General features: G+C 51.0%; 16 protein-coding genes, 1 tRNA gene and 2 pseudogenes. 8 read left to right on the forward strand and 11 right to left on the reverse strand.

Annotated elements, in window-relative coordinates:
• Positions 1–64 precede the first annotated feature (64 nt).
• On the forward strand, positions 65–1,264 hold the full coding sequence (locus tag BCM14_RS02480; protein WP_106226419.1) for an amino acid aminotransferase: 1,200 nt from the start codon (positions 65–67) through the stop codon (positions 1,262–1,264).
• A gap of 179 nt (positions 1,265–1,443) precedes the next feature.
• Complete coding sequence (lexA, locus tag BCM14_RS02485) at positions 1,444–2,139, forward strand: transcriptional repressor LexA (protein ID WP_106226420.1); 696 nt, start codon at positions 1,444–1,446, stop codon at positions 2,137–2,139.
• A 48-nt stretch (positions 2,140–2,187) separates the two neighbouring features.
• Here lexA and BCM14_RS02490 read toward each other — a convergent pair whose 3' ends face one another.
• The 6 genes from BCM14_RS02490 to BCM14_RS02515 all read right to left on the reverse strand — a co-directional run bounded on the left by BCM14_RS02490 (position 2,188) and on the right by BCM14_RS02515 (position 8,744).
• Positions 2,188–2,574, reverse strand: coding sequence for an Hsp15 family ribosome-associated heat shock protein (locus BCM14_RS02490; protein ID WP_106227000.1), 387 nt, complete (start codon positions 2,572–2,574; stop codon positions 2,188–2,190).
• Positions 2,575–2,600: 26 nt separating this feature from the next.
• The gene (gene lon / locus BCM14_RS02495) at positions 2,601–5,054 is read right to left on the reverse strand and encodes an endopeptidase La (protein ID WP_106226421.1); all 2,454 of its coding nucleotides are present in this window, start codon (positions 5,052–5,054) and stop codon (positions 2,601–2,603) included.
• 183 nt (positions 5,055–5,237) lie between these two features.
• A complete protein-coding gene (gene clpX, locus BCM14_RS02500; protein WP_106226422.1) occupies positions 5,238–6,542 on the reverse strand; it encodes an ATP-dependent Clp protease ATP-binding subunit ClpX in 1,305 nt (434 codons plus the stop codon).
• Between the two features lie 53 nt (positions 6,543–6,595).
• Positions 6,596–7,264 (reverse strand): ATP-dependent Clp endopeptidase proteolytic subunit ClpP, encoded by a 669-nt coding sequence (gene clpP, locus BCM14_RS02505; protein ID WP_106226423.1) that lies wholly within the window; start codon positions 7,262–7,264, stop codon positions 6,596–6,598.
• A complete protein-coding gene (gene tig / locus BCM14_RS02510) occupies positions 7,265–8,575 on the reverse strand; it encodes a trigger factor (protein ID WP_106226424.1) in 1,311 nt (436 codons plus the stop codon). It abuts the gene before it with no gap.
• Positions 8,576–8,657: 82 nt separating this feature from the next.
• A tRNA-Leu gene (locus BCM14_RS02515) sits at positions 8,658–8,744 on the reverse strand.
• Between the two features lie 86 nt (positions 8,745–8,830).
• Between BCM14_RS02515 and dapC the strand changes: the two genes are divergently transcribed.
• The 6 genes from dapC (at position 8,831) to BCM14_RS02545 (ending at position 15,616) form a co-directional block, all read left to right on the forward strand.
• Complete coding sequence (gene dapC, locus BCM14_RS02520; protein ID WP_106227001.1) at positions 8,831–10,030, forward strand: succinyldiaminopimelate transaminase; 1,200 nt, start codon at positions 8,831–8,833, stop codon at positions 10,028–10,030.
• A gap of 85 nt (positions 10,031–10,115) precedes the next feature.
• Complete coding sequence (gene dapD, locus BCM14_RS02525) at positions 10,116–10,937, forward strand: 2,3,4,5-tetrahydropyridine-2,6-dicarboxylate N-succinyltransferase (RefSeq protein WP_106226425.1); 822 nt, start codon at positions 10,116–10,118, stop codon at positions 10,935–10,937.
• A 33-nt stretch (positions 10,938–10,970) separates the two neighbouring features.
• On the forward strand, positions 10,971–11,879 hold the full coding sequence (prmB, locus tag BCM14_RS02530) for a 50S ribosomal protein L3 N(5)-glutamine methyltransferase (protein WP_106226426.1): 909 nt from the start codon (positions 10,971–10,973) through the stop codon (positions 11,877–11,879).
• A complete protein-coding gene (locus tag BCM14_RS02535) occupies positions 11,876–13,831 on the forward strand; it encodes an ATP-binding cassette domain-containing protein (RefSeq protein ID WP_106226427.1) in 1,956 nt (651 codons plus the stop codon). The genes prmB and BCM14_RS02535 overlap by 4 nt, the downstream gene beginning before the upstream one ends.
• Before the next feature lie 79 nt (positions 13,832–13,910).
• Positions 13,911–15,167 (forward strand): dicarboxylate/amino acid:cation symporter, encoded by a 1,257-nt coding sequence (locus tag BCM14_RS02540; RefSeq protein WP_106226428.1) that lies wholly within the window; start codon positions 13,911–13,913, stop codon positions 15,165–15,167.
• A complete protein-coding gene (locus tag BCM14_RS02545) occupies positions 15,167–15,616 on the forward strand; it encodes an acyl-CoA thioesterase (protein WP_106226429.1) in 450 nt (149 codons plus the stop codon). Before BCM14_RS02540 ends, BCM14_RS02545 begins: the two co-directional genes overlap by 1 nt.
• Here BCM14_RS02545 and BCM14_RS15400 read toward each other — a convergent pair.
• The 5 genes and pseudogenes from BCM14_RS15400 to purN form a co-directional block, all read right to left on the reverse strand.
• Positions 15,613–15,798: pseudogene (locus BCM14_RS15400) on the reverse strand (hypothetical protein); the annotation flags it as partial. The gene BCM14_RS02545 and the pseudogene BCM14_RS15400 sit on opposite strands and share 4 nt — an antisense overlap.
• Positions 15,799–15,905: 107 nt before the next feature.
• Positions 15,906–17,880, reverse strand: a pseudogene (locus BCM14_RS02550) (UvrD-helicase domain-containing protein); the annotation flags it as partial.
• The gene (locus BCM14_RS02555) at positions 17,877–19,097 is read right to left on the reverse strand and encodes a DesA family fatty acid desaturase (RefSeq protein WP_106226431.1); all 1,221 of its coding nucleotides are present in this window, start codon (positions 19,095–19,097) and stop codon (positions 17,877–17,879) included. The gene BCM14_RS02555 and the pseudogene BCM14_RS02550, both read right to left, overlap by 4 nt.
• Positions 19,098–19,192: 95 nt before the next feature.
• Positions 19,193–20,503 (reverse strand): RsmB/NOP family class I SAM-dependent RNA methyltransferase, encoded by a 1,311-nt coding sequence (locus BCM14_RS02560; protein ID WP_375318463.1) that lies wholly within the window; start codon positions 20,501–20,503, stop codon positions 19,193–19,195.
• A 109-nt stretch (positions 20,504–20,612) separates the two neighbouring features.
• Positions 20,613–21,272: a phosphoribosylglycinamide formyltransferase gene (gene purN / locus BCM14_RS02565; protein WP_106226433.1), complete on the reverse strand. Its 660-nt coding sequence runs from the start codon at positions 21,270–21,272 to the stop codon at positions 20,613–20,615.
• Between the last annotated feature and the right edge of the window lie 38 nt (positions 21,273–21,310).

The following is a 21,310-nucleotide window of genomic DNA, read 5'->3' on the forward strand; positions in this document are numbered from 1 at the left end:
ATCAGTTTTTTGACTTTGAACTCAGCAACGCGCTCCACTTTCACATATCACTCTTACAACACTCATGAGCACCTTATTTCAGTCTGTCGAACTAGCCCCCCGTGACCCTATCCTGGGTCTGACCGAACAGTACAACGCTGACCAAAATCCAGCCAAAGTCAATCTTGGCGTCGGTGTTTACTATGATGATCAAGGGCGTATACCTGTACTCAAAGCCGTCGCCCAAGCGGAAGCTCTGCGTGCGCAAGCTGGCGCCGCTCGCGGTTACCTGCCCATTGAGGGCCTCACAGGTTATAACCAGGCAGCTCAGAAATTACTGCTGGGTAAAGACTCTCCGCTCCTCGCTGCCGGACGCACGCTCACTTTTCAGAGTCTCGGCGGGACGGGTGCCTTGAAGATTGGTGCCGATTTCATCAAACAGCTCGTTCCTGGCGCCAAAGTTGCGATCAGTAATCCAAGCTGGGAAAACCACCGCGCACTATTTGAGCGCGCAGGTTTCGAGGTCGTGAATTATCCATACTATGACCCCGCCACTCACGGAGTCGATTTTGCTGCAATGACCGCCTTCCTCAAAACGCTGCCTGCGCAAAGCGTTGTGGTCTTGCATGCTTGTTGCCATAACCCGACAGGCGCTGATCTGACTACTGATCAATGGCGTGAGGTTGCTCAAATCGTTCAGGCCGGCAATTTGATCCCATTTCTCGATATTGCTTATCAAGGGTTTGGCGACAGCGTCGACGGTGACGCGGCTGCCGTCAGGCTATTCGCAGACATGGACATGACCATGTTCATCAGTTCATCATTTTCGAAATCATTTTCGTTTTATGGTGAGCGCGTAGGAGCATTGACGATTGTTACCGGCAGTAAAGACGAATCAAACCGTGTCTTGAGTCAAGTCAAGCGGGTCATCCGGTCAAATTACTCCAACCCACCCACTCACGGCGGTACGATCGTCGCCATGGTGCTCAATACGCCTGAACTTGCAGCCATGTGGGACCAGGAACTCGGAGCAATGCGTGACCGTATCCGTCTGATGCGCCAGCAGTTGGTGGATAAACTCAAAGCCAAAGGTGTAAAAAAGGACTTTGACTTTGTGCTCAAACAGCGCGGCATGTTCTCCTACTCAGGATTGACCTCAGCTCAAGTTGATCGTATGCGAGAAGAACATGGCGTCTATGCCATTAGCAGCGGCCGCATTTGTGTCGCAGCACTCAACAGCGGTAACATCGACCGCGTCGTAGACGCCATCGCGGCCGTTCTGTAAACGCTCGGCACCACCACCTCGCTCGGCAATTAACGCCGGCGAGGTCAAAACTTGCTTAAAACTTGCATTTATTGGTAATTGCGTTCAAAATACAGGCTGTATATAAAAACAGCACTGTATAAAATTCAGCCATCTCTTTTGACTGAAGTAATCAGCAAGACCACCAGCGAGGCAAACATATGGCAAGCTTACTGACCGAGCGACAACAGCAGGTTCTGGATCTTATCCGACAGGCGTTAGCGAATACCGGGTTTCCACCTACGCGGGCTGAGATTGCGCAAACGCTCGGTTTCAAGTCTGCTAACGCAGCTGAAGACCATCTCAGGGCACTTGCCAAGAAAGGCGTGATTGAACTGACAGCCGGTGCATCCCGCGGTATCAAGTTAACTGATGCGGCTCGTCTGTTTGATAGTGAAGCCGAGCTTGACCAGAATGAATATCAGGCTAAGGAGTCAAAATTTTTACTCACGGCTGCTGGCTTGGGCCAGCTAATTTTGCCCGTTATTGGCCGTGTCGCGGCAGGTAACCCTGTCCTTGCTGTCGAAAATATTGAACGGGAAATCAATGTCGATCCTGCCTTATTTACTCAAACACCCGATTATCTGCTCAGAGTGAAAGGGCTTAGCATGCGCGATGCAGGCATACTAGACGGAGACCTACTGGCTGTAAAACGAGCAAGCGAAGCAAGAAATGGGCAAATTGTTGTAGCCAGAATTAACGACGAAGTAACCGTCAAACGGTATAACAAACGAGGCTCAAAAATTGAATTACTCCCAGAGAATCCGGATTTTGAGCCCATCGTGATCTCAGCTGATCAAGACTTTTCCCTCGAAGGCATCGCGACTGGCTTGATCAGAACGTCCGCTCTGCATTGAAGGCACCTAACAAGCCTGGCTGGATCAAGCAAAGCTGTCACTGATTGCTTAAAGATCCCGCCAACTATCCAGATTTCGTCTATCTCTCTTGGTCGGCCTGCCCTCAATGGTATTGGCAGGTTCTCGATAAAAACGGCGGTTTTCGGTCGTTTGTTGTCGCCTCAGCAGGCTCTCAGCCGTCTCATCAAACAATAACCGCGCTAAGGCAGCCCCGCGCCTCACGTCAGTAATGCCCTTGATCACAATTTCAGTCTTATCCTGCTCTCGGACAATTAAAAGCCTGTCCCCCACCTTAACACCGCGGGCAGGCTTGGCCCGATCGCCGTTGATATGGACTCGGCCAGCTTCGATTGAGGCAGTGGCTAAGGACCGCGATTTAAAAAACCTCGCTGCCCAGAGCCACTTGTCCACACGGACCGAATCTGAAAGTTCCATGACCAACATTAAGCAACCAAAGCGGATTAGTGCTTGAGAACAGGATCCTCGCCTTCCACTGCGTCCGGTTTAACAGCGACCACAGTCTCTGGCACAGGCGTCTCATCCGGCAAGGGCTGAGGTGCACGTTCAAGAGCGACTTCAAGCACTTTATCAATCCAGCGGACTGGCACGATCTCAAGATGATTTTTGACATTATCAGGGATCTCTGCGAGGTCTTTGACGTTCTCTTCTGGGATCAAAACAGTCTTAATCCCACCGCGATGTGCTGCCAACAGCTTCTCTTTTAGGCCGCCAATCGCAAGCACTTCGCCACGCAAAGTAATCTCTCCAGTCATTGCTACATCAGCACGCACGGGGATGTGGGTCAAGGCAGAAACAATCGCTGTCGTAATCGCAATACCAGCGGAAGGACCGTCTTTTGGCGTCGCCCCTTCTGGGAAGTGGACATGAATATCACGCTTCTCAAAAAGGCTATCGGCAATACCAAGTCGTCTGGATCTCGCCCGCACCACTGAACGTGCTGCTTCAACGGACTCCTTCATGACATCGCCAATCGAACCAGTGCGCTGAATAACACCTTTACCTGGCATGTCAGCCACTTCAATCGTCAGGAGATCGCCACCCACCTCAGTCCAGGCCAACCCTGTTACCTGACCGATTTGATTGTCCTTTTCGGCCATACCAAAGGTGTATTTACGCACACCAAGATAATCATTCAGGTTGTCGGAATTGACTAACACTTGAGGCAATGGATCTTTACTCTTCGCAAGCTTGCTCACTTCAGCATCGGCAAGCAACTTCTTCACAACTTTACGACAAATCTTACCCACCTCGCGCTCAAGCGAACGGACACCAGCCTCGCGCGTGTAGTAGCGCACGATATCGCGAACAGCTGATTCATCGACCAACAATTCTTCTGGCTTGACGCCATTATTTTTCATGACCTTGGGCAACAAGTGATCGGTTGCAATGTGAATCTTTTCGTCTTCGGTGTAGCCAGACAAACGAATCACTTCCATCCGGTCAAGCAAAGCTGGCGGAATATTCAAGGTGTTACTCGTCGCGACAAACATCACATCCGACAAGTCAAAGTCAACTTCAATATAGTGATCCTGAAACGTGTGGTTTTGCTCGGGATCAAGCACCTCAAGCAAAGCAGACGCTGGATCGCCCCGAAAATCCATACCAAGCTTGTCGATTTCGTCAAGCAAGAACAAAGGATTACGAACTGCAACTTTTGTCATGTTCTGAAGAATCTTGCCTGGCATCGATCCAATGTAAGTGCGGCGATGACCACGAATCTCCGCTTCATCACGGACACCGCCGAGTGCCATCCTGACAAACTTACGGTTCGTCGCCTTAGCGATGGACTGACCCAGAGAAGTTTTACCCACACCTGGTGGCCCAACTAAACACAAGATTGGCGCCTTAACCTTGTCTACCCGTTGCTGAACAGCAAGATATTCAAGAATGCGCTCCTTAACTTTTTCAAGGCCATAGTGGTCATTATCCAAAACCGTTTCTGCGTTCGGAATTGAGTTATTAACCTTGCTCTTCTTGCGCCAAGGTAAGTTGATGACTGTGTCGATGTAGTTACGAACGACAGTTGCTTCAGCTGACATGGGTGACATCAGTTTGAGTTTTTTCAACTCACTGTCTACTTTTTTACGAGCATCTTTAGGCAGCTGCGCGGCTTGGATTTTTTTCTCAAGCTCTTCAATATCCGCGCCCTCTTCGCCTTCGCCGAGCTCTTTCTGAATCGCCTTTACTTGCTCATTCAAATAGTAATCGCGCTGGCTTTTTTCCATCTGCTTCTTAACGCGACCACGAATGCGTTTTTCAACTTGCAGGATATCAATTTCTGTTTCAAGTTGTGAAAGTAAGGCCTCGAGACGCTCAGACGTAGTGACAATCTCGAGCATTTTCTGCTTTTGCTCAAGTTTCAATGGTAGGTGCGCGGCGATTGTGTCTGCGAGTCTGCCTGCGTCGTCGATACCACCCAAGGAAGTCAAAATCTCAGGGGGAATTTTCTTATTGAGTTTCACATACTGTTCAAACTGAGCAACGATAGCCCGACGCAAGGCCTCAACCTCTGAACCTGCAGATACATCAGGCGCAATCGGTAACACTTCAGCACTGAAATGAGTTTCGGAATCTTGAATCGAAGCGACGCGAGCCCGCTGAGAACCCTCAACAAGCACTTTAACGGTACCGTCAGGCAACTTGAGCATCTGCAAAATGACTGCCACGCAACCAATCTCATAGACATCATCGGGAGTCGGATCGTCTTTACCAGCTGATTTCTGGGCAGCTAGCATGATGCTCTTGCCTGCTTCCATCGCGGCTTCAAGCGCACGAATTGAGCGCGGACGACCAACGAACAAAGGGATAACCATGTGGGGGAAGACCACCACATCGCGAAGAGGCAACAAGGGTAAGTTAATTAACTCGGAAGGAAGGGTCTGATTTCCAGACATAAGTAGATCCTAATCAATTCTCGGCAAATCCGAACAGGGCAAAGCAGCCGGCGCGATACCCGTAATAGCACTACCATTCTGTTATGTAGACGATAGCCTAAATTTCAAGCTTTTTTTCATTAGGGTAAAAAAAAAGCCCCCAAACACGCTGAAGGCTATTTTTGAACAAATGAACCGTACAAATCAAGCGGCTGCGTCTTGAATATTTTTGGTCACGTGAGCACCGTCGACTGGCTTCTTCGTATCGTCTCCGTAAACTAAAAGTGGCTTGCTCTTGCCATCGATGCAAGCATCGTCCACCACCACACGCTTGACGTTGCCATGAGTGGGCAACTCGTACATGGTGTCGAGTAATGCCGCCTCAAGAATTGATCTTAATCCTCGAGCCCCTGTTTTGCGTTTGATTGCCTTGAGTGCGATCGCTTTCAAGGCAGTGGGCCGAATATCGAGTTCAGCACCTTCCATGGAAAACAACTTCTGAAACTGTTTAACCACGGCGTTTTTCGGTTCAGTCAAAATTTGAACCAACGCCTCTTCGTCTAGTTCTTGGAGCGTTGCGACAACAGGCAAGCGGCCCACTAACTCAGGAATAATCCCGAACTTGACCAAATCCTCGGGCTCAACTTCAAGAAAGGTTGCGCCAGTGGATTTCTCGGACTTGGCATCGACCGAAGCCCCAAAACCAATACCTGAGCGCTCAGTGCGATTGCGGATAACTTTCTCAAGGCCATCAAAAGCGCCACCCACAATAAACAAAATATTGGTCGTGTCGACTTGAACAAAATCCTGATTAGGATGTTTGCGACCACCTTGAGGAGGCACTGAAGCGACAGTTCCCTCAATCAGTTTAAGCAGCGCTTGCTGCACGCCCTCGCCAGAAACGTCACGAGTAATAGACGGATTGTCAGACTTACGCGAAATCTTGTCAATTTCATCAATATAGACAATCGCTTGCTGTGCTTTTTCGACTTCGTAATTGCAATTTTGCAGCAATTTCTGGATGATATTTTCGACGTCTTCACCGACATAGCCCGCTTCGGTCAAGGTGGTTGCATCGGCCATCACAAACGGCACGTTAAGCTGACGGGCAAGCGTCTGGGCAAGTAGCGTTTTACCAGAGCCTGTAGGGCCAATCAGCAAGATATTGCTTTTCGAGAGCTCAACGTCGTCGCCTTTGATATCCCCATGGCGCAAACGCTTGTAATGGTTGTAAACAGCAACAGCCAAAACACGTTTGGGACCTTCCTGGCCGATAACATACTGATCAAGAAATGACTTGATCACTGCTGGAGTTGGCAGATCTGACTTAATGGATGCGCGCGCGCTAGCTTGTGCTTCTTCGCGAATAATTTCGTTGCACAGGTCGATGCACTCGTCGCACACAAAAACAGACGGTCCAGCGATTAATTTTTTGACTTCCTGTTGCGTTTTGTTACAGAACGAACAGTGCAAGGTTTTTGTCGAGGCTGAACCTTTCTTTTCTGTCATATCAATCCGTCACCACTTTTTGAGAAAATCACTGTAATGAGAAGACTTCAAGGTCACTTTGCCTGCTCTGCCGCTTCAGCTCGTGAAACCAATACTTTGTCGATTAACCCATAAGATACAGCGTCTTCGGCAGACATGAAGTTATCACGTTCGGTGTCTTGCGAGATCCGTTCTACTGATTGCCCTGTCTTCTCTGCAAGAATTTTATCCAACCGAGCCCGTAAATCGAGGATTTCGCGCGCTTGAATTTGAATATCAGTCGACTGCCCTTGAGCACCGCCCGAAGGTTGGTGAATCATGATGCGAGAGTTTGGCAGAGAGAAGCGCTTGTCTTTGGCACCAGCAGCCAATAAAAATGCGCCCATGCTTGCCGCCAAACCGGTGCAAAGGGTTGACACATCAGGCTTGACGAAATTCATCGTATCAAAAATAGCCATGCCGGCATAAACAGAACCGCCAGGGGAGTTAATGTAGAGAGCGATGTCTTTATCTGGGTTCTCAGACTCGAGAAACAACAACTGAGCAACAACAAGATTTGCCGTCTGATCATTAACTGGCCCGACCATAAAGATCACTCGCTCTTTCAGCAAACGAGAGAAAATATCGTAAGACCGCTCACCACGACCTGACTGTTCGATCACCATTGGGATGTAACCGAGCCCAGTCGGCGTCACTGACGAACCACCATGCACAGAGGCGTAAAAATCAGTGAATCGTTGCATTTAACGGTTTCCCATGATGTCTTCAAATGGAACTTCTTGTTCCGTGACCTTAGCTTTGCCTAAAACAAACTGTACAACGTTATCTTCTAACACGATGCCTTCGACTTCAGCACGTCGCGCACGGTCAGTCAGATAATAGCTCACGACTTGAGCGGGTTGCTCGTAGCTGGCGGCGAACTCTTCGATGCGTGCACGGACTTGTTCAGGTTTAGCTTGCAACTGTTCTTTGGCGATTAACTCGGACACTAAAAGGCCGAGTTTGACCCGACGTTCTGCTTCCGCAACAAATTCTTCTTCCGGAATCGGCATTTTGTCTGCGTTCGGGAACCCGCGCTCTTTCAGCGACTCACGTGCGGCGGCAATGCGATCCTGTACTTCACTATCGACCAGGGCTTTTGGTACCTCAAAGCTTGCAGCCTGAGCCAATGCATCCATCACACTGGTTTTGGTACGTGCAGCGGTGCGCGCCTTACTTTCTCGGTCAATATTGCCACGAATGTCGGCGGCAAGCTTATCAATATTGCCATCTGGCTCACCCAAGGTTTTGGCGAACTCCGCATCGAACTCAGGTAAAACCGGCTCAGCCACTTCTTTTACTGTTGACGTGAATTCAGCCTTCTTGCCAGCAACATCTTTGCCCGCATAGTCTTCAGGAAAGTGTACTGGGAACACTTTAACGTCGCCTGCTTTCATGCCACGCGCAGCCTCTTCAAACTCAGGCAGCATACGGCCTTCGCCGAGCACGAAAGAGAAGTCATCAGCCTGGCCGCCCTCAAAGGGCACGCCGTCAATTTTACCTAGAAAATCAAGCGTCACTTTATCCTGATCGACGGCTGCGCGACCATCGCGTGCGACGTAGTTTGCACGCTGCTTACGCAGAATGTCGACGGTACGCTGAAACTCTGTATCGCCGACCGAAGTCACAATACGGCTGACTTCAAGTGCGCTGATGTCAGGCACTTCAACGACGGGATAGACCTCGAATGTCGCAAGAAAAGTCATTGTTTCATCAGAAGCCGAGTCGGCTTTGGGCTCAAGCTTTGGCGTGCCAGCAATCCGTAACTGGGCCGCAGCAATGGTTTCTTGGAGTTTGTCACTGACCTGCTGGTTGATGACGTCATAGCGGATGCCGGGGCCATGCGTGCGCTCAAGCATGGACACGGGGACCTTGCCTGGACGGAACCCTGCTACTTTGGCCGTGCGGGAGACACGCTTTAACTCGGCCTGAACAGCCTGTTCAATCTGAGCCATGGCAACAGACAATTCAACTCGGCGCTCAAGGCCGGAAAGAGTTTCAACCACTGATTGCATGTAGAGACCTACCAAACAAGATAAAAGAAGAATCACAATCAAGCGCAGAAACAACACCCACGCCTGATTGCACAGACAGTATTGGTGCGAAGGGGGGGACTCGAACCCCCACACCTGTTACGGCGTCAGGACCTAAACCTGGTGCGTCTACCAATTTCGCCACCTTCGCGGTAGCAGAACATTGTAACGCACCCTGAGAGGATCAATACGTCTAGCAAAAACCCTAAATGCATCTGGATGGTTAAAATACCCTTCATGAACCCAAGACTGCAAGCGCTACAGCCCTATCCATTCGAAAAATTGCGTGCACTGATCGCAAGTGCAGGTCAAGCCCCTTCGACCCTGAAACCGATCAATCTATCGATTGGCGAGCCCAAACACGAGGCTCCACAGTGCGTTAAGGATGCCATCACGGGTGGCTTAGATGGGCTGTCGGTGTACCCGGCTTCGAAGGGTGAGCCCAGACTGCGGCAGGCGATTGCAAACTGGATTTCGCGCCGCTACCAGATACCGGCCCCGGACGCAGAAACACAAGTACTGCCCGCTTTGGGCTCTCGCGAAGCACTATTTGCGTTTGCTCAAACCATTTTGAACCCAATTGAAGGGGCGACAGTTGTGTGTCCCAACCCTTTCTATCAGATTTACGAAGGCGCTGCCTTATTAGCAGGTGCGAAGCCCTATTACGTCAATAGCGATCCCAAACAAAACTTTCGCACCACTTGGGATGCTGTACCTGAGGATGTTTGGGCTAAAACTCAGTTGGTGTTCGTTTGTTCACCGGGCAATCCGGCAGGCAACGTCATGACTCTGGCGGACTGGAAGTATCTGTTTGACCTGTCAGATCGGTTTGGTTTTGCTATCGCTTCAGACGAGTGCTACTCGGAAATATACTTGGATGAAACAACACCTCCGTTGGGTGGTATGCAGGCCGCCTATCAACTCGGTCGTCACGACTACAAAAATCTGATCAGTTTTTCAAGTCTGTCAAAGCGCTCAAATGTCCCGGGGATGCGTTCTGGTTTTGTTGCTGGCGATGCGTCCTTCATTGCAAAATTTTTACTCTATAGAACCTATCACGGTAGCGCCATGTCACCTGTCGTGTCTGCCGCCAGCATTGCCGCCTGGCAGGACGAAGACCACGTTATTGACAATCGCAAGCAATATCGGGACAAATTTGACGCCGTCTTGCCGATTCTGGAACCTGTCCTTGACGTGCGTCGCCCCGATGCATCGTTTTATCTGTGGGCTGGCACACCCGGTTCGGATACGGAATTCGCTCGAGACTTACTCGGCGCGACTGCGGTGACTGTGTTGCCAGGCAGCTTTGTTGGTCGCGACAATCACGGGATTAACCCAGGGCAGAACCGGATCCGCATTGCCTTAGTTGCACCAATTGCCGAGTGCATCGAAGCAGCCCAGCGAATCGCTGACTTTGCCCGGCAACGTAACCGATAACGCGAAACCATAGCAAACAGCATATAAGTACGTAACTTGCACTGACCACCCACCTTCTCCTCAACCGCCACATACAGAACTCAACATGACTCTCGACCTTCAAACCACGATCGAACAGGGCTGGGAAGCCCGTAGCACCCTTACCCCAAGAGACGCTGATGCAAACCTCAGAGAAGCGGTCGAACACGCCATCGATGCGCTGGATACGGGCAGATTGCGGGTAGCAGAAAAAATCGGTGCCGACTGGGTTGTCCATCAATGGCTAAAGAAAGCTGTTTTGTTGTCTTTCCGTCTGAACGATAACGAGATCATGGGGCAGGCACCCATGCAGTTTTATGACAAGGTACCCTTGAAATTTGCAGAATATGGGCACAATGCCTTTGCAATGGGCGGCTATCGCGTGGTGCCACCAGCGGTCGCTCGCCGCGGCTGCTTCATCGGAAAGAACGTGGTGCTAATGCCCTCCTACGTCAACATCGGTGCCTACGTCGACGAGGGCACGATGGTTGACACCTGGGCGACTGTCGGTTCATGCGCCCAGATCGGTAAAAACGTGCACTTGTCGGGTGGCGTAGGTATTGGCGGCGTGCTCGAGCCCTTGCAAGCCAATCCAACCATCATCGAAGATAACTGCTTCATTGGCGCTCGTTCGGAAGTCGTAGAGGGCGTCATCGTCGAAGAAAATTCAGTTTTGTCGATGGGTGTCTTTATTTCACAAAGCACGCGTATCTACAACCGTGAAACCAAAGAGATTACCTATGGGCGTGTGCCATCAGGATCTGTGGTGGTGCCGGGCTCGTTGCCTTCGGATGATGGCACACACAGCCTGAGTTGTGCGGTGATTGTCAAACGTGTTGACGCGCAAACGCGTGCGAAAACAAGTATCAACGATTTGTTGCGCGCCTGATGAAGAAGACTGTATTGATCGACGCTGCTCGCCATGTCTGACGGGCACAGCTCGGCTCGCGACGTTCTTGTCACAGTGAGAGATCTTATCCGCTTTGGGGTCTCTCGCTTCAACGGTCACAAACTGTTCTTTGGCCATGGGTCGGACAACAGCTGGGATGAAGCAGTTTATCTCGTGCTACATGCGCTGCACCTTCCACCAGATCAACTCGATCCGTTCATGGACGCACATGTCTTGCCAGACGAAAAAGAACGAGTGCTCGACTTGATTGACAGACGCTGTATAGACCGGCTACCCGCCGCCTATTTGACAAATGAAGCCTGGTTACAAGGGTATCGTTTCTTTGTCGATCAAAGAGTGATCGTGCCACGTTCGCCGATAGCAGAGCTGTTGACGGCTCACCTGAGCCCCTGGATCCCGTACCCGGACGATATTTCAAATATCCTAGACTTGTGCACAGGATCAGGTTGCCTAGCAATCGTGGCTGCGCATGAGTTCCCTGATGCTGTCGTTGATGCGACAGACCTCTCCAGCGATGCCCTTGCAGTGGCGAAAATAAACGTTCAAGACCACGGCCTCAATGAGCGTCTCAGCCTGTATCACGGTAGTCTGTTCGAGCCGCTGAACGTCAATCGTCGATACGACCTCATTATCTGCAATCCACCCTACGTCAATAGTTCCTCAATGGATAAGCTGCCCGCAGAGTATCTGCACGAGCCTCGCATGGCGCTTGCGGGTGGTTTGGATGGAATGGATCTGATCAGAAAAATTATCGAGCAGGCTCCACAGCATTTATCTGAGCAAGGCATGCTGTTGCTCGAACTGGGTCATGAACGAGCCTATTTCGAAGCGGCTTTCCCTGAACTTGAGCCCATGTGGCTTGACACAACCGAGTCTAGCGATCAGATTTTGTTGCTGACTCGAGAGCAAATCATCACGTGATTCGAGCAACCGGCCTTACCATTCGTCGAGGCGCCAAGGTGCTACTCGACACCACTGATTTTGTCGTGCACCCTGGAGAACGGGTTGGGATTGTCGGTCGCAATGGCGCGGGCAAAACCACGCTGTTTGCGCTCTTACAAAAAGAAATGGATGCGGATGCAGGCCAACTTGATATACCAAGCGGTTGGCGAGTAGCAAGCGTCAAACAAGAGATTGCGGCCTCAGCGGCTCCTGCTCGCGAGTTCGTCATTGATGGCGACACGCGCCTACGACAACTGCAAGCAGAGCGTGCTCATATCGACTCCTCTGAACACGCTGGTCATAGAATCGCCGAGCTCGAGACCGAGTTAATCGAAGCCGGTGCCTGGAGCGCAACATCACGTGCAGAGCAGCTATTGGCAGGTCTGGGTTTCACGCCAGCTCAATGGTCAGCCCCCGTCGACAGTTTCTCTGGGGGATGGCGCATGCGCCTCGCGCTCGCCCGGGCGTTGATGGCGCCCTCAGAACTATTGTTACTGGACGAACCCACTAACCATCTCGATCTTGATGCCATGCTGTGGCTAGAGCGTTGGTTAACTGCTTATGAAGGAACCGTGCTTCTTATTTCGCACGATACCGAGTTTCTCGACGCTGTCGCGCAAACCATTTTGCACATCGATCAAGCCAAGCTGGTTCGATATAAGGGTGGCTACAACGACTTCATTATCCAGCGAGCTGAACGTCTGCGCCTAAACCGCATCGCACACGAGCGACAAGGCCGTGAAACGGCTCGTCTCCAAGGCTTTATCGATCGTTTTAAAGCAAAGGCATCCAAAGCAAAGCAAGCGCAAAGCCGTGTTAAAGCACTGGCAAGGATGGAGCTACTCGCCCCCATCTATGCGGAAGCAGGTATTGATATCCGCATCCCCTCGCCTGTTGAGATGCCCGACCCCTTGCTGGTCATGGACAACATGGAGACTGGCTACCCGCAAGCAGACGGCCAACCGCCAATCAGTATCTTAAAAAACATCAAATTGATGATACGTGGCGGAGACCGGATCGGTATATTAGGCGTGAATGGCGCGGGTAAAAGTACTTTAGTCAAAACGCTAGCGGGCGAACTGACGCCTATCAGTGGTGAGCGCAGAGCTTCTCGCGGTTTAGAGATTGGCTATTTTGCGCAACATCAACTCGATATGCTGGATCTCGATAGCAGCCCGCTTGAACATCTCGCCCGACTTGCGCCGCAAACGAGAGAACAAGAATTACGCAATTATCTGGGCGGTTTCGGCTTTGGCGGCGCCCGCGTCACCGACCAAGTCCGGCCGATGTCAGGGGGTGAAAAAGCTCGTCTGGCGCTCTCACTCATCGTTTGGCAAAAGCCAAACTTACTCCTGTTGGATGAGCCCAGTAACCATCTTGACGTTGAAACTCGCGAAGCCTTGACTCAGGCATTGGCGGAATTCGGTGGCAGCATGCTGCTGGTCTCGCACGATCGCCACTTACTGCGCACAACAGTGGACAGCTTCTGGATCGTGGCCCAAGGGGCTGTGCAAGCCTTTGATGGCGACCTGGAGGACTACAAAGACTGGTTAGCCGATCACCAGAACACTGAGAAAAAAAGACAAGCGCAAGATGAGGCGTCGTTGTTAAATAGTCGTGACTCCGCTGATCCGACACCAGATCGAAAACAACAAAAGCGGATAGAGGCAGAATCCAGACAAAAGCTCGCCGCGTTGCGCAAGCCACTCGAAAAGAAAATGGCAGTCGTTGATAAGAGCTTACAAACAACCCAAGAAGAACTGGTTATTCTCGACAGACTTATTGCTGATCCGGCATTGTATGAGGACTCACGCAAGCAAGAATGTCTCACCGCTCTGGCTCGCCACGGTGAACTATCGAAACAGAGAGATATGCTTGAGGAGCAATGGCTTGAGTTGCAGGAAGCTATCGACACTATGGTTTACCCGTAGTCCTAATGGACTAATTAATCTCAAAAAACTGCAATAATCCCGCAACATCAAATTAGTCGTTACCGTTGCCCGGATCCTCATGAAAATCAATTGGTTTAAGTCGCTTTACGTCCAAGTTCTTGTAGCAGTGCTTATCGGCATTTTGCTAGGTCATTTTTATCCACAAGTGGGTGAAAGCATGAAACCGTTGGGCGACGGTTTCATCAAACTGATCAAAATGCTGATTGCCCCGATTATCTTCTGCACCGTCGTCTCTGGCATTGCTGGCATGGAAAGCATGAAGTCGGTGGGTAGAACAGGTGGTTATGCACTGCTCTACTTTGAAATTGTCAGCACTTTCGCCTTAGTTATTGGTTTGGTCGTTGTCAACGTGCTGACCCCAGGGTCAGGCATGAATATTGATATCAGCACGCTGAATACCAAAGCTATTGCGGCCTATACGGGCCCAGGCAAGATGCAGACCACCACTGATTTTCTGCTCAATGTCATCCCGAATACCGTCTTCGATGCTTTTGCCAAAGGCGAAATTCTACAAGTGCTGCTAATCGCTATTCTGTTTGGCTTCGCACTTCACAAGCTTGGCGATACGGGCAAAATGGTGTTTGACCTCAACGAGAAGATTGCCAAAGTCTTCTTTGTCATCGTCGGATTCGTCATGAAACTTGCGCCTATCGGTGCCTTCGGCGCCATGGCCTTCACGATTGGTAAGTTCGGGTTAGGAACCTTGCTATCACTCGGTAAGCTGATGGGAACCTTTTACCTGACTTGCCTGTTATTTGTGTTTTTGGTGCTTGGCTTGATCGCAAAGTTCCACGGCTTCAGTATCTGGAAGTTCGTTAAGTACATTAAGGAAGAATTGCTTATTGTGCTGGGCACATCATCGTCTGAGGCGGCACTGCCCGGCATGATCGCCAAAATGGAAAAGCTCGGCGTCAAAAAGTCTGTCGTTGGCTTGGTGATCCCCGCAGGCTATTCGTTCAACCTGGACGGCACGTCTATCTATCTCACCATGGCTGCCGTGTTTATTGCCCAAGCGACCAATACCCACCTTGACCTAATTCATCAACTGACCTTACTCGCCGTTCTTTTGCTCACGTCCAAAGGCGCCTCAGGGGTTACTGGCAGTGGCTTTATCGTTTTGGCGGCGACCTTGGCATCGGTTGGTCATGTCCCAGTCGAAGGTCTCGCTTTGATACTGGGTATTGACCGGTTCATGTCTGAAGCGCGCGCCTTGACCAATCTGGTTGGCAATGGAGTTGCCACAGTCGTCGTCGGTAAATGGTGCGGGGACGTGGATGAAGAACAACTTCAAGCGGGCCTGAATCCCAAACTGTAATGAGCTCAGCACCTTCAGATTCAAAACGCTCGACACCGTGGTTGAAGACTGATTTTGAATTTTTTGAATCTGTCACATTACGGTGGGCAGACAACGATAGCTATGGGCATATCAATAATGCTCACTATTATTCGTTTTTTGATACAGCCGTTGATGCTTTTCTGCTTGACCGTGACTACAGAAAATACCTGAGCGGGGACAGACAGACCTTGGTTGTCGCCTCAGAGTGCCGTTATTTCACTCAAGTATCGGCACCTGGCTGGATCCGAGTAGGCGTACGAATTGGCAAAATCGGCAGAAGCTCTGTGACCTACGACGTCGCTGTGTTTACTGACGAGTCAGATTTAGCTGCAGCGCAAGGCTTGTTTGTGCATGTTTGTGTGAACCGAGAAACCCAACGCCCGGTTGAAGTCCCTGCAGATTTTCGCTTGGCTGCTAAGTTGACTTAGCCATGAGTGATATCCAGCTTGGCGATGCCTAGTGCCAACGTTTTAGTCCCTGCATCTCTGAACTGAATCTGAGCCTGAGCTTCCAGCCCGCTACCTGATAGGCCGATGATGGTGCCTTCCCCAAAACGACCATGGCTGACGCCTTGACCAATCCTGAAGTGTTGCGATCCGACTAGGACGCCAGTTGTAGGGCTTCGCGGTGCAACGGATGGACGATTGGGGATGGATGCGCGAGAGGCACCCGCCCAGCGCGGCTCACTGCCGTGGCCATCAAATGCCACCTGCTGCTTCGGTGTTAACCATTTGAGGTGTTGATCTGGGACTTCAGAGAGAAAGCGAGATCGCATGGGGTAACGCGTCTGACCATGCAACATTCGGCTTTGAGCGAGACTAAAATACAAGCGCTCTCGAGCGCGAGTAATCGCCACGTACATCAGCCGGCGTTCTTCCTCGAGGCCAGACGGCTCAAGCACGCTATTCTCATGAGGAAACAGTCCTTCTTCCATCCCCGTGATAAATACAGCATCGAACTCGAGGCCTTTAGCCGCGTGGACAGTCATCAATTGAACTGCTTGTTGGCCAGCTTGCGCTTGATTGTCGCCTGCCTCTAAGGCCGCGTGCGACAAAAATGAAGCCAGAGGCGAGATGTTCTCGGCTGGCGTAAGACTATCGCCCATGGAGTCTGTAGCACTGCTAACCCATTGCACGGACTCGCCCGCGGGCAAGCCATCAAAATGTTCTTCTATGGCAAAGACAGTCGCTGCTGTCACCAACTCATTCAAATTCTCTATTCGGTCAGCGCCTTCTTTATCAAGCTTATAGTGAGCAATCAGCCCACTATGCTCAATGACGTGTTCGACAAGCTCTGGCAGTGGCAAACCACGCGTCGCTTCGGCCATTTGACTGATAGACACAAGAAACTGTGCCAGATTGCTGCCTGCCTTGCCAGGCACTCTTGCGACAGAGGCCGCCAGCGATGTGTCGTAGGTTCTTGCCTGATCCATCAAGGATTCAATGGTTCGTGCCCCTATCCCTCGGGGTGGAAAATTAACCACTCGAACCCAAGAGGTATCGTCATCAGGATTACTGATCAATCGCAGGTATGCCAGGGCATGTTTAATTTCCTGGCGTTCGAAAAAGCGCAAGCCACCGTATACCTTGTAGGGGATAGCACTCGAAAACAGAGCGTGTTCGATGACCCTGGACTGGGCGTTGCTGCGATAAAGGATCGCGATTTCATGCCTTGATCGCCCTTCGGCAACGAGACTACGAATTTCATCCACGATCCACTGTGCTTCGGCAAAATCAGTCGGTTGTTCAACCACCCGAATCTGCTCACCAGCGCCTTGCTCGGTCCAGAGGTTTTTACCCAATCGGCCAGTGTTATGGCTGATCAGCGCATTAGCCGCATCGAGAATATGACCGTAAGATCGATAATTTTGCTCAAGCCGGATGACTGCACCACGAGCAAAATCACGTTCAAAATCGGCCATGTTGCCAACGTTCGCCCCACGAAAAGCATAGATGGATTGATCATCATCGCCTACTGCAAAGACCGAAGCCCCATCACCTGCCAACAGGGTTAGCCAGCGATACTGAAGATTATTGGTATCTTGAAACTCGTCGACTAGTATGTGTCTAAATCTGCGCTGGTAATGATTTCGGATCGGCTCGTTACGGCTGAGCAATTCGAAAGCCCGGAGCAGTAACTCGGGGAAATCCACCACCCCTTCTCTCTGGCACTGTGCCTCGTAAAGCGTGTAAATTTCTATCATGCGACGACGGAAGCTATCGTATGCCTCAACATCACCAGGACGCTGCCCTTCTTCTTTTGCACAATTGATAAACCGTTGAACATCGCGAGGCGGGTATTTTTCGTCGTCGATATTATTGGCTTTGAGCAAGCGTTTAATCGCTGCAAACTGATCTGCGGTATCGAGAATCTGAAACGCCTGTGGCAGCCCAGCGTCCCTGAAATGGGCACGCAGCAGGCGATTACACAAACCATGAAAAGTACCGATCCACATACCTCGTGTATCGATTGGCATGATTGCACTGATTCGTGCAAGCATTTCCCGTGCGGCTTTGTTGGTAAACGTGACAGCCAGAATACCGAGCGGGCTAGACTGTCTAGTCTGAATTAACCAAGCCATCCGTGTGGTCAACACACGGGTTTTACCGCTACCTGCACCTGCTAACACCAGCGCATGCCCCGGGGGCAGGGTTACAGCCTCGCGCTGGGGATCATTAAGCTTATCGATCATGCCGCATAGCGGCGTAAACGCAAAGCGAACTCCTCTAGGCTGGCAATGCCACTTTGTTGCGCACGCAGACACCAGGCCTGTAGCTCATGCAAAAGTTGATCACTCGTGGCCGTCGAACTATCCCACAGCTTAGTCAGATCGTTTCTCATCTGCATAAGCAACGCCAGAAGCTGCGTCTGCGACAATGCTGTGTCGATACGCTCGCGCTCAGCAGCTGAGAGCGTTTCGTCACCTCGCCCAATCCACTGCGTCGCAGCGACCAGGGCTTGAGTGTTGTGTTCCGTCGATCCGTTCGTGCCTGCCGCCTGAATCCGCAGACGCTTGATCTCTGCGCTGCAAGCTTTTTTCATGATGCCCGAATAACGAGCCAGGATCTCGTACCGATGGGCAATCACGCCTTGTAAAGTGCTCAGGTCAACAATTGCCTTGCTCCCATCCGATTCAAGTTTGAGCCTTGGGGCAACTTTTTTGATCGTAACTAAGCCGAAGGCTTTGAGGCAACAAATGTAAAACCAGCCAATGTCGAACTCGTACCATTTACTGGAGAATTTAGCTGAGGAACCGTAAGCGTGGTGATTGTTATGCAACTCTTCACCGCCGATGATAATGCCCCAGGGTGAAACGTTGGTGCTCGTGTCAGGACTGGCAAAATTGCGGTAACCCCAAAAGTGCCCTATCCCGTTGACGACACCTGCCGCCCAGAAAGGGATCCATGCCATTTGCACAGCCCAGACAGTCAAACCGATCGCGCCAAACAACGCCAAATCAATCGCCAGCATAATTAATATGCCAGTCGCGCTGTAGCGTGTATACACGTTACGCTCGACCCAGTCGTCTGGGGTCCCGTGACCAAATTTGCCAATCGTCTCTTGGTTTTTCGACTCACCGCGGTAGAGCTCGGCACCGGCAAACAGAACCTTGTTAATCCCGTAAATCATGGGTGAATGAGGATCACCTTCGCGTTCGCAGCGCGCATGATGCTTGCGGTGAATTGCAACCCATTCTTTTGTGACCATGCCAGTCGTGAGCCATAGCCAGGCGCGAAAAAAATGCGCGACGGCCGGGTGAAGATCAAGACCCCGGTGGGCTTGGCAACGATGTAAAAAAATTGTCACACAAATAATAGTGATGTGAGTGACTACCAGCGTGAATAGGGTGATTTGCCACCAACTGGCTTGCATTAGACCACCCGCCACAAAATCTAAAATAGCTTGCATATAGTTTGAGATTTCTCAATTAAACTGTGTTGGACATAATTTTAGCTGATTTAAGCATGTCCGGGCAGATTTATTTCAAGACATTTACCCTAAAATCAATCATCTGTCGTTATTTGAGCAACAATTTCTGGCATTTCACTCACATCTTCGATTGAGAGCTTTTTTCTTTCGAGAATAGCGGCAAAAAAACCATCGGTGCCGTGCACATCAGGACGAAGCTTCAAATAAGGCCCCTGAATGTGCAAATCGGCTCTGGCAGCCATAATGGGTGCCGCATCGACTAATTCAAAGTCTGGATGAGTCGACAAAAAGCCCTCTACTTGCGCTTCGTTTTCTTCGGTCAGAATGCTGCAAGTGGCATACACCAGTCGTCCACCCGGAGCCACGCAACGGGCAGCACTCGCCAATATTTTAGTTTGCAAGGCCATTAACTCTTGCAAACTCTGAGCAGACTGACGCCATTTCAGATCGGGATTACGTCTAAGCGTGCCCATACCGCTGCATGGCGCATCAACCAGCACTCTGTGTGCTTTACCAGCAAGGCGACGGACCCGACTATCATTTTCATGGTCGATGACCACCGGCACAATATTTGACAAGCCGCTACGAGCGAAGCGGGGCTTGGCCTTGGCGAGTCGAGTCGCCGAAACATCGAAGGCGTATAAGCGACCAGTCGATCGCATCAGAGCACCCAACAACAAGGTTTTGCCGCCAGCGCCAGCGCAGAAATCGATCACCATTTCACCGCGCTTGGGGCCAACTAATAAAGCCAGTAACTGACTGCCTTCATCCTGCACCTCAATCAACCCATGCTCAAACTGATGCCATTTGTTCATCGACGGACGACCTGCAAGACGTATCCCCCAAGGTGAATAAGGCGTCGCAACAGGCGAATGTCGAACGGCATTGCCCTTCGTTAAATCGGCAAGCATGTCGTCGCGGTCGGCTTTCATCGGATTGACACGAATATCAAGCGATGCGGGCTGATTCAGTGCGTGCACAAGCGAAGGTAAATCATCAAAAGCCTTGATCCGCTCAAACAACCAGTCTGGCAGGCTTTCTCTGACAGCCAAGGGCAAGGAGACAGGATCAATCTGATCGATTCGATCCAGCCATGCCTGCTCGCCTGGATCAAGCACTTCATAGATATTCTGTCGGACTTTCGTTGCAGCCAAGCCCTGGATAGCCAGGCGACGAACCGCTGGCCCCACGCCACTTTCACCCAGCTGCCGGTAACGCCTTAAATGACGCAGGACATCATAAACAGCCTCTGCGACGTCCGCCCGATCTCTTATCCCGAGACCAGGATGTGCTCTGAACCAATGCGAGACGACCGAATCGGCAGCAAACTGCCATGTCAGGACTTCATCCAGTACCTGCCTGACTTGTTCAATACGAACGGCCATCAAAGGCAACCTGACATAGGGCTTGGCAGGCGCACTGTCAGCGGAGCGCTCGACCGAGCGACTCGCCGATCTGCCAGTTGGGCGGGCTTTAAAATCTTTAAAACTTGAACTACTCATGATGACCACCAAAAAAAATCCGTTGCGCCACACCACTAACATTCACTCGCTGATCTTCAGTCAAACTGACTAAGCCTTTTGACAACCACTCAGCAACCTGACCGTACACATAGTGCTCGACAGCGAGCACTTTTGCAGCCAAGGATTGAGGCGTATCAGAATCAGCAACCGCTACGACGCCTTGAGCGATAATTGGCCCGTGATCTAGTAATGCTGTTACAAAATGTACTGTGCAGCCATGAACCCTTACCCCGCGTACCAAAGCCTGCTGATGCGTATGCAACCCGGGGAAGGCCGGCAATAGCGACGGGTGAATATTAATGAGCCGACCCTGATAATGCTTAACAAAACCCGGCGTCAGTACACGCATGAACCCTGCAAGCAAGACATAATCAGGTGCAAATTTATCGATACTGGCTGCCAAAGCCTCGTCAAACGACTCGCGAGATGAATAATCCGCCGAAACAACGATCTCTGTCGGGATCCCCTGACTAACAGCCCAATCGATCCCCGGGGCGTTCATCCGGCTCGACACAACGGCTACCACGTCGGCACACAGGGACTCACTGCAGCAATGATTGACGATCGCCTGCATGTTAGTACCCTGACCCGAAATCAGCACCACAAAGCGACGGCGAACTCCAACAGACATATAGATCTCAAGACAAATCAGCTTGAGATTGTAAACTG

It is taken from the genome of Jezberella montanilacus, from assembly GCF_003003055.1.
GTDB lineage: Bacteria > Pseudomonadota > Gammaproteobacteria > Burkholderiales > Burkholderiaceae_B > Zwartia > Zwartia montanilacus.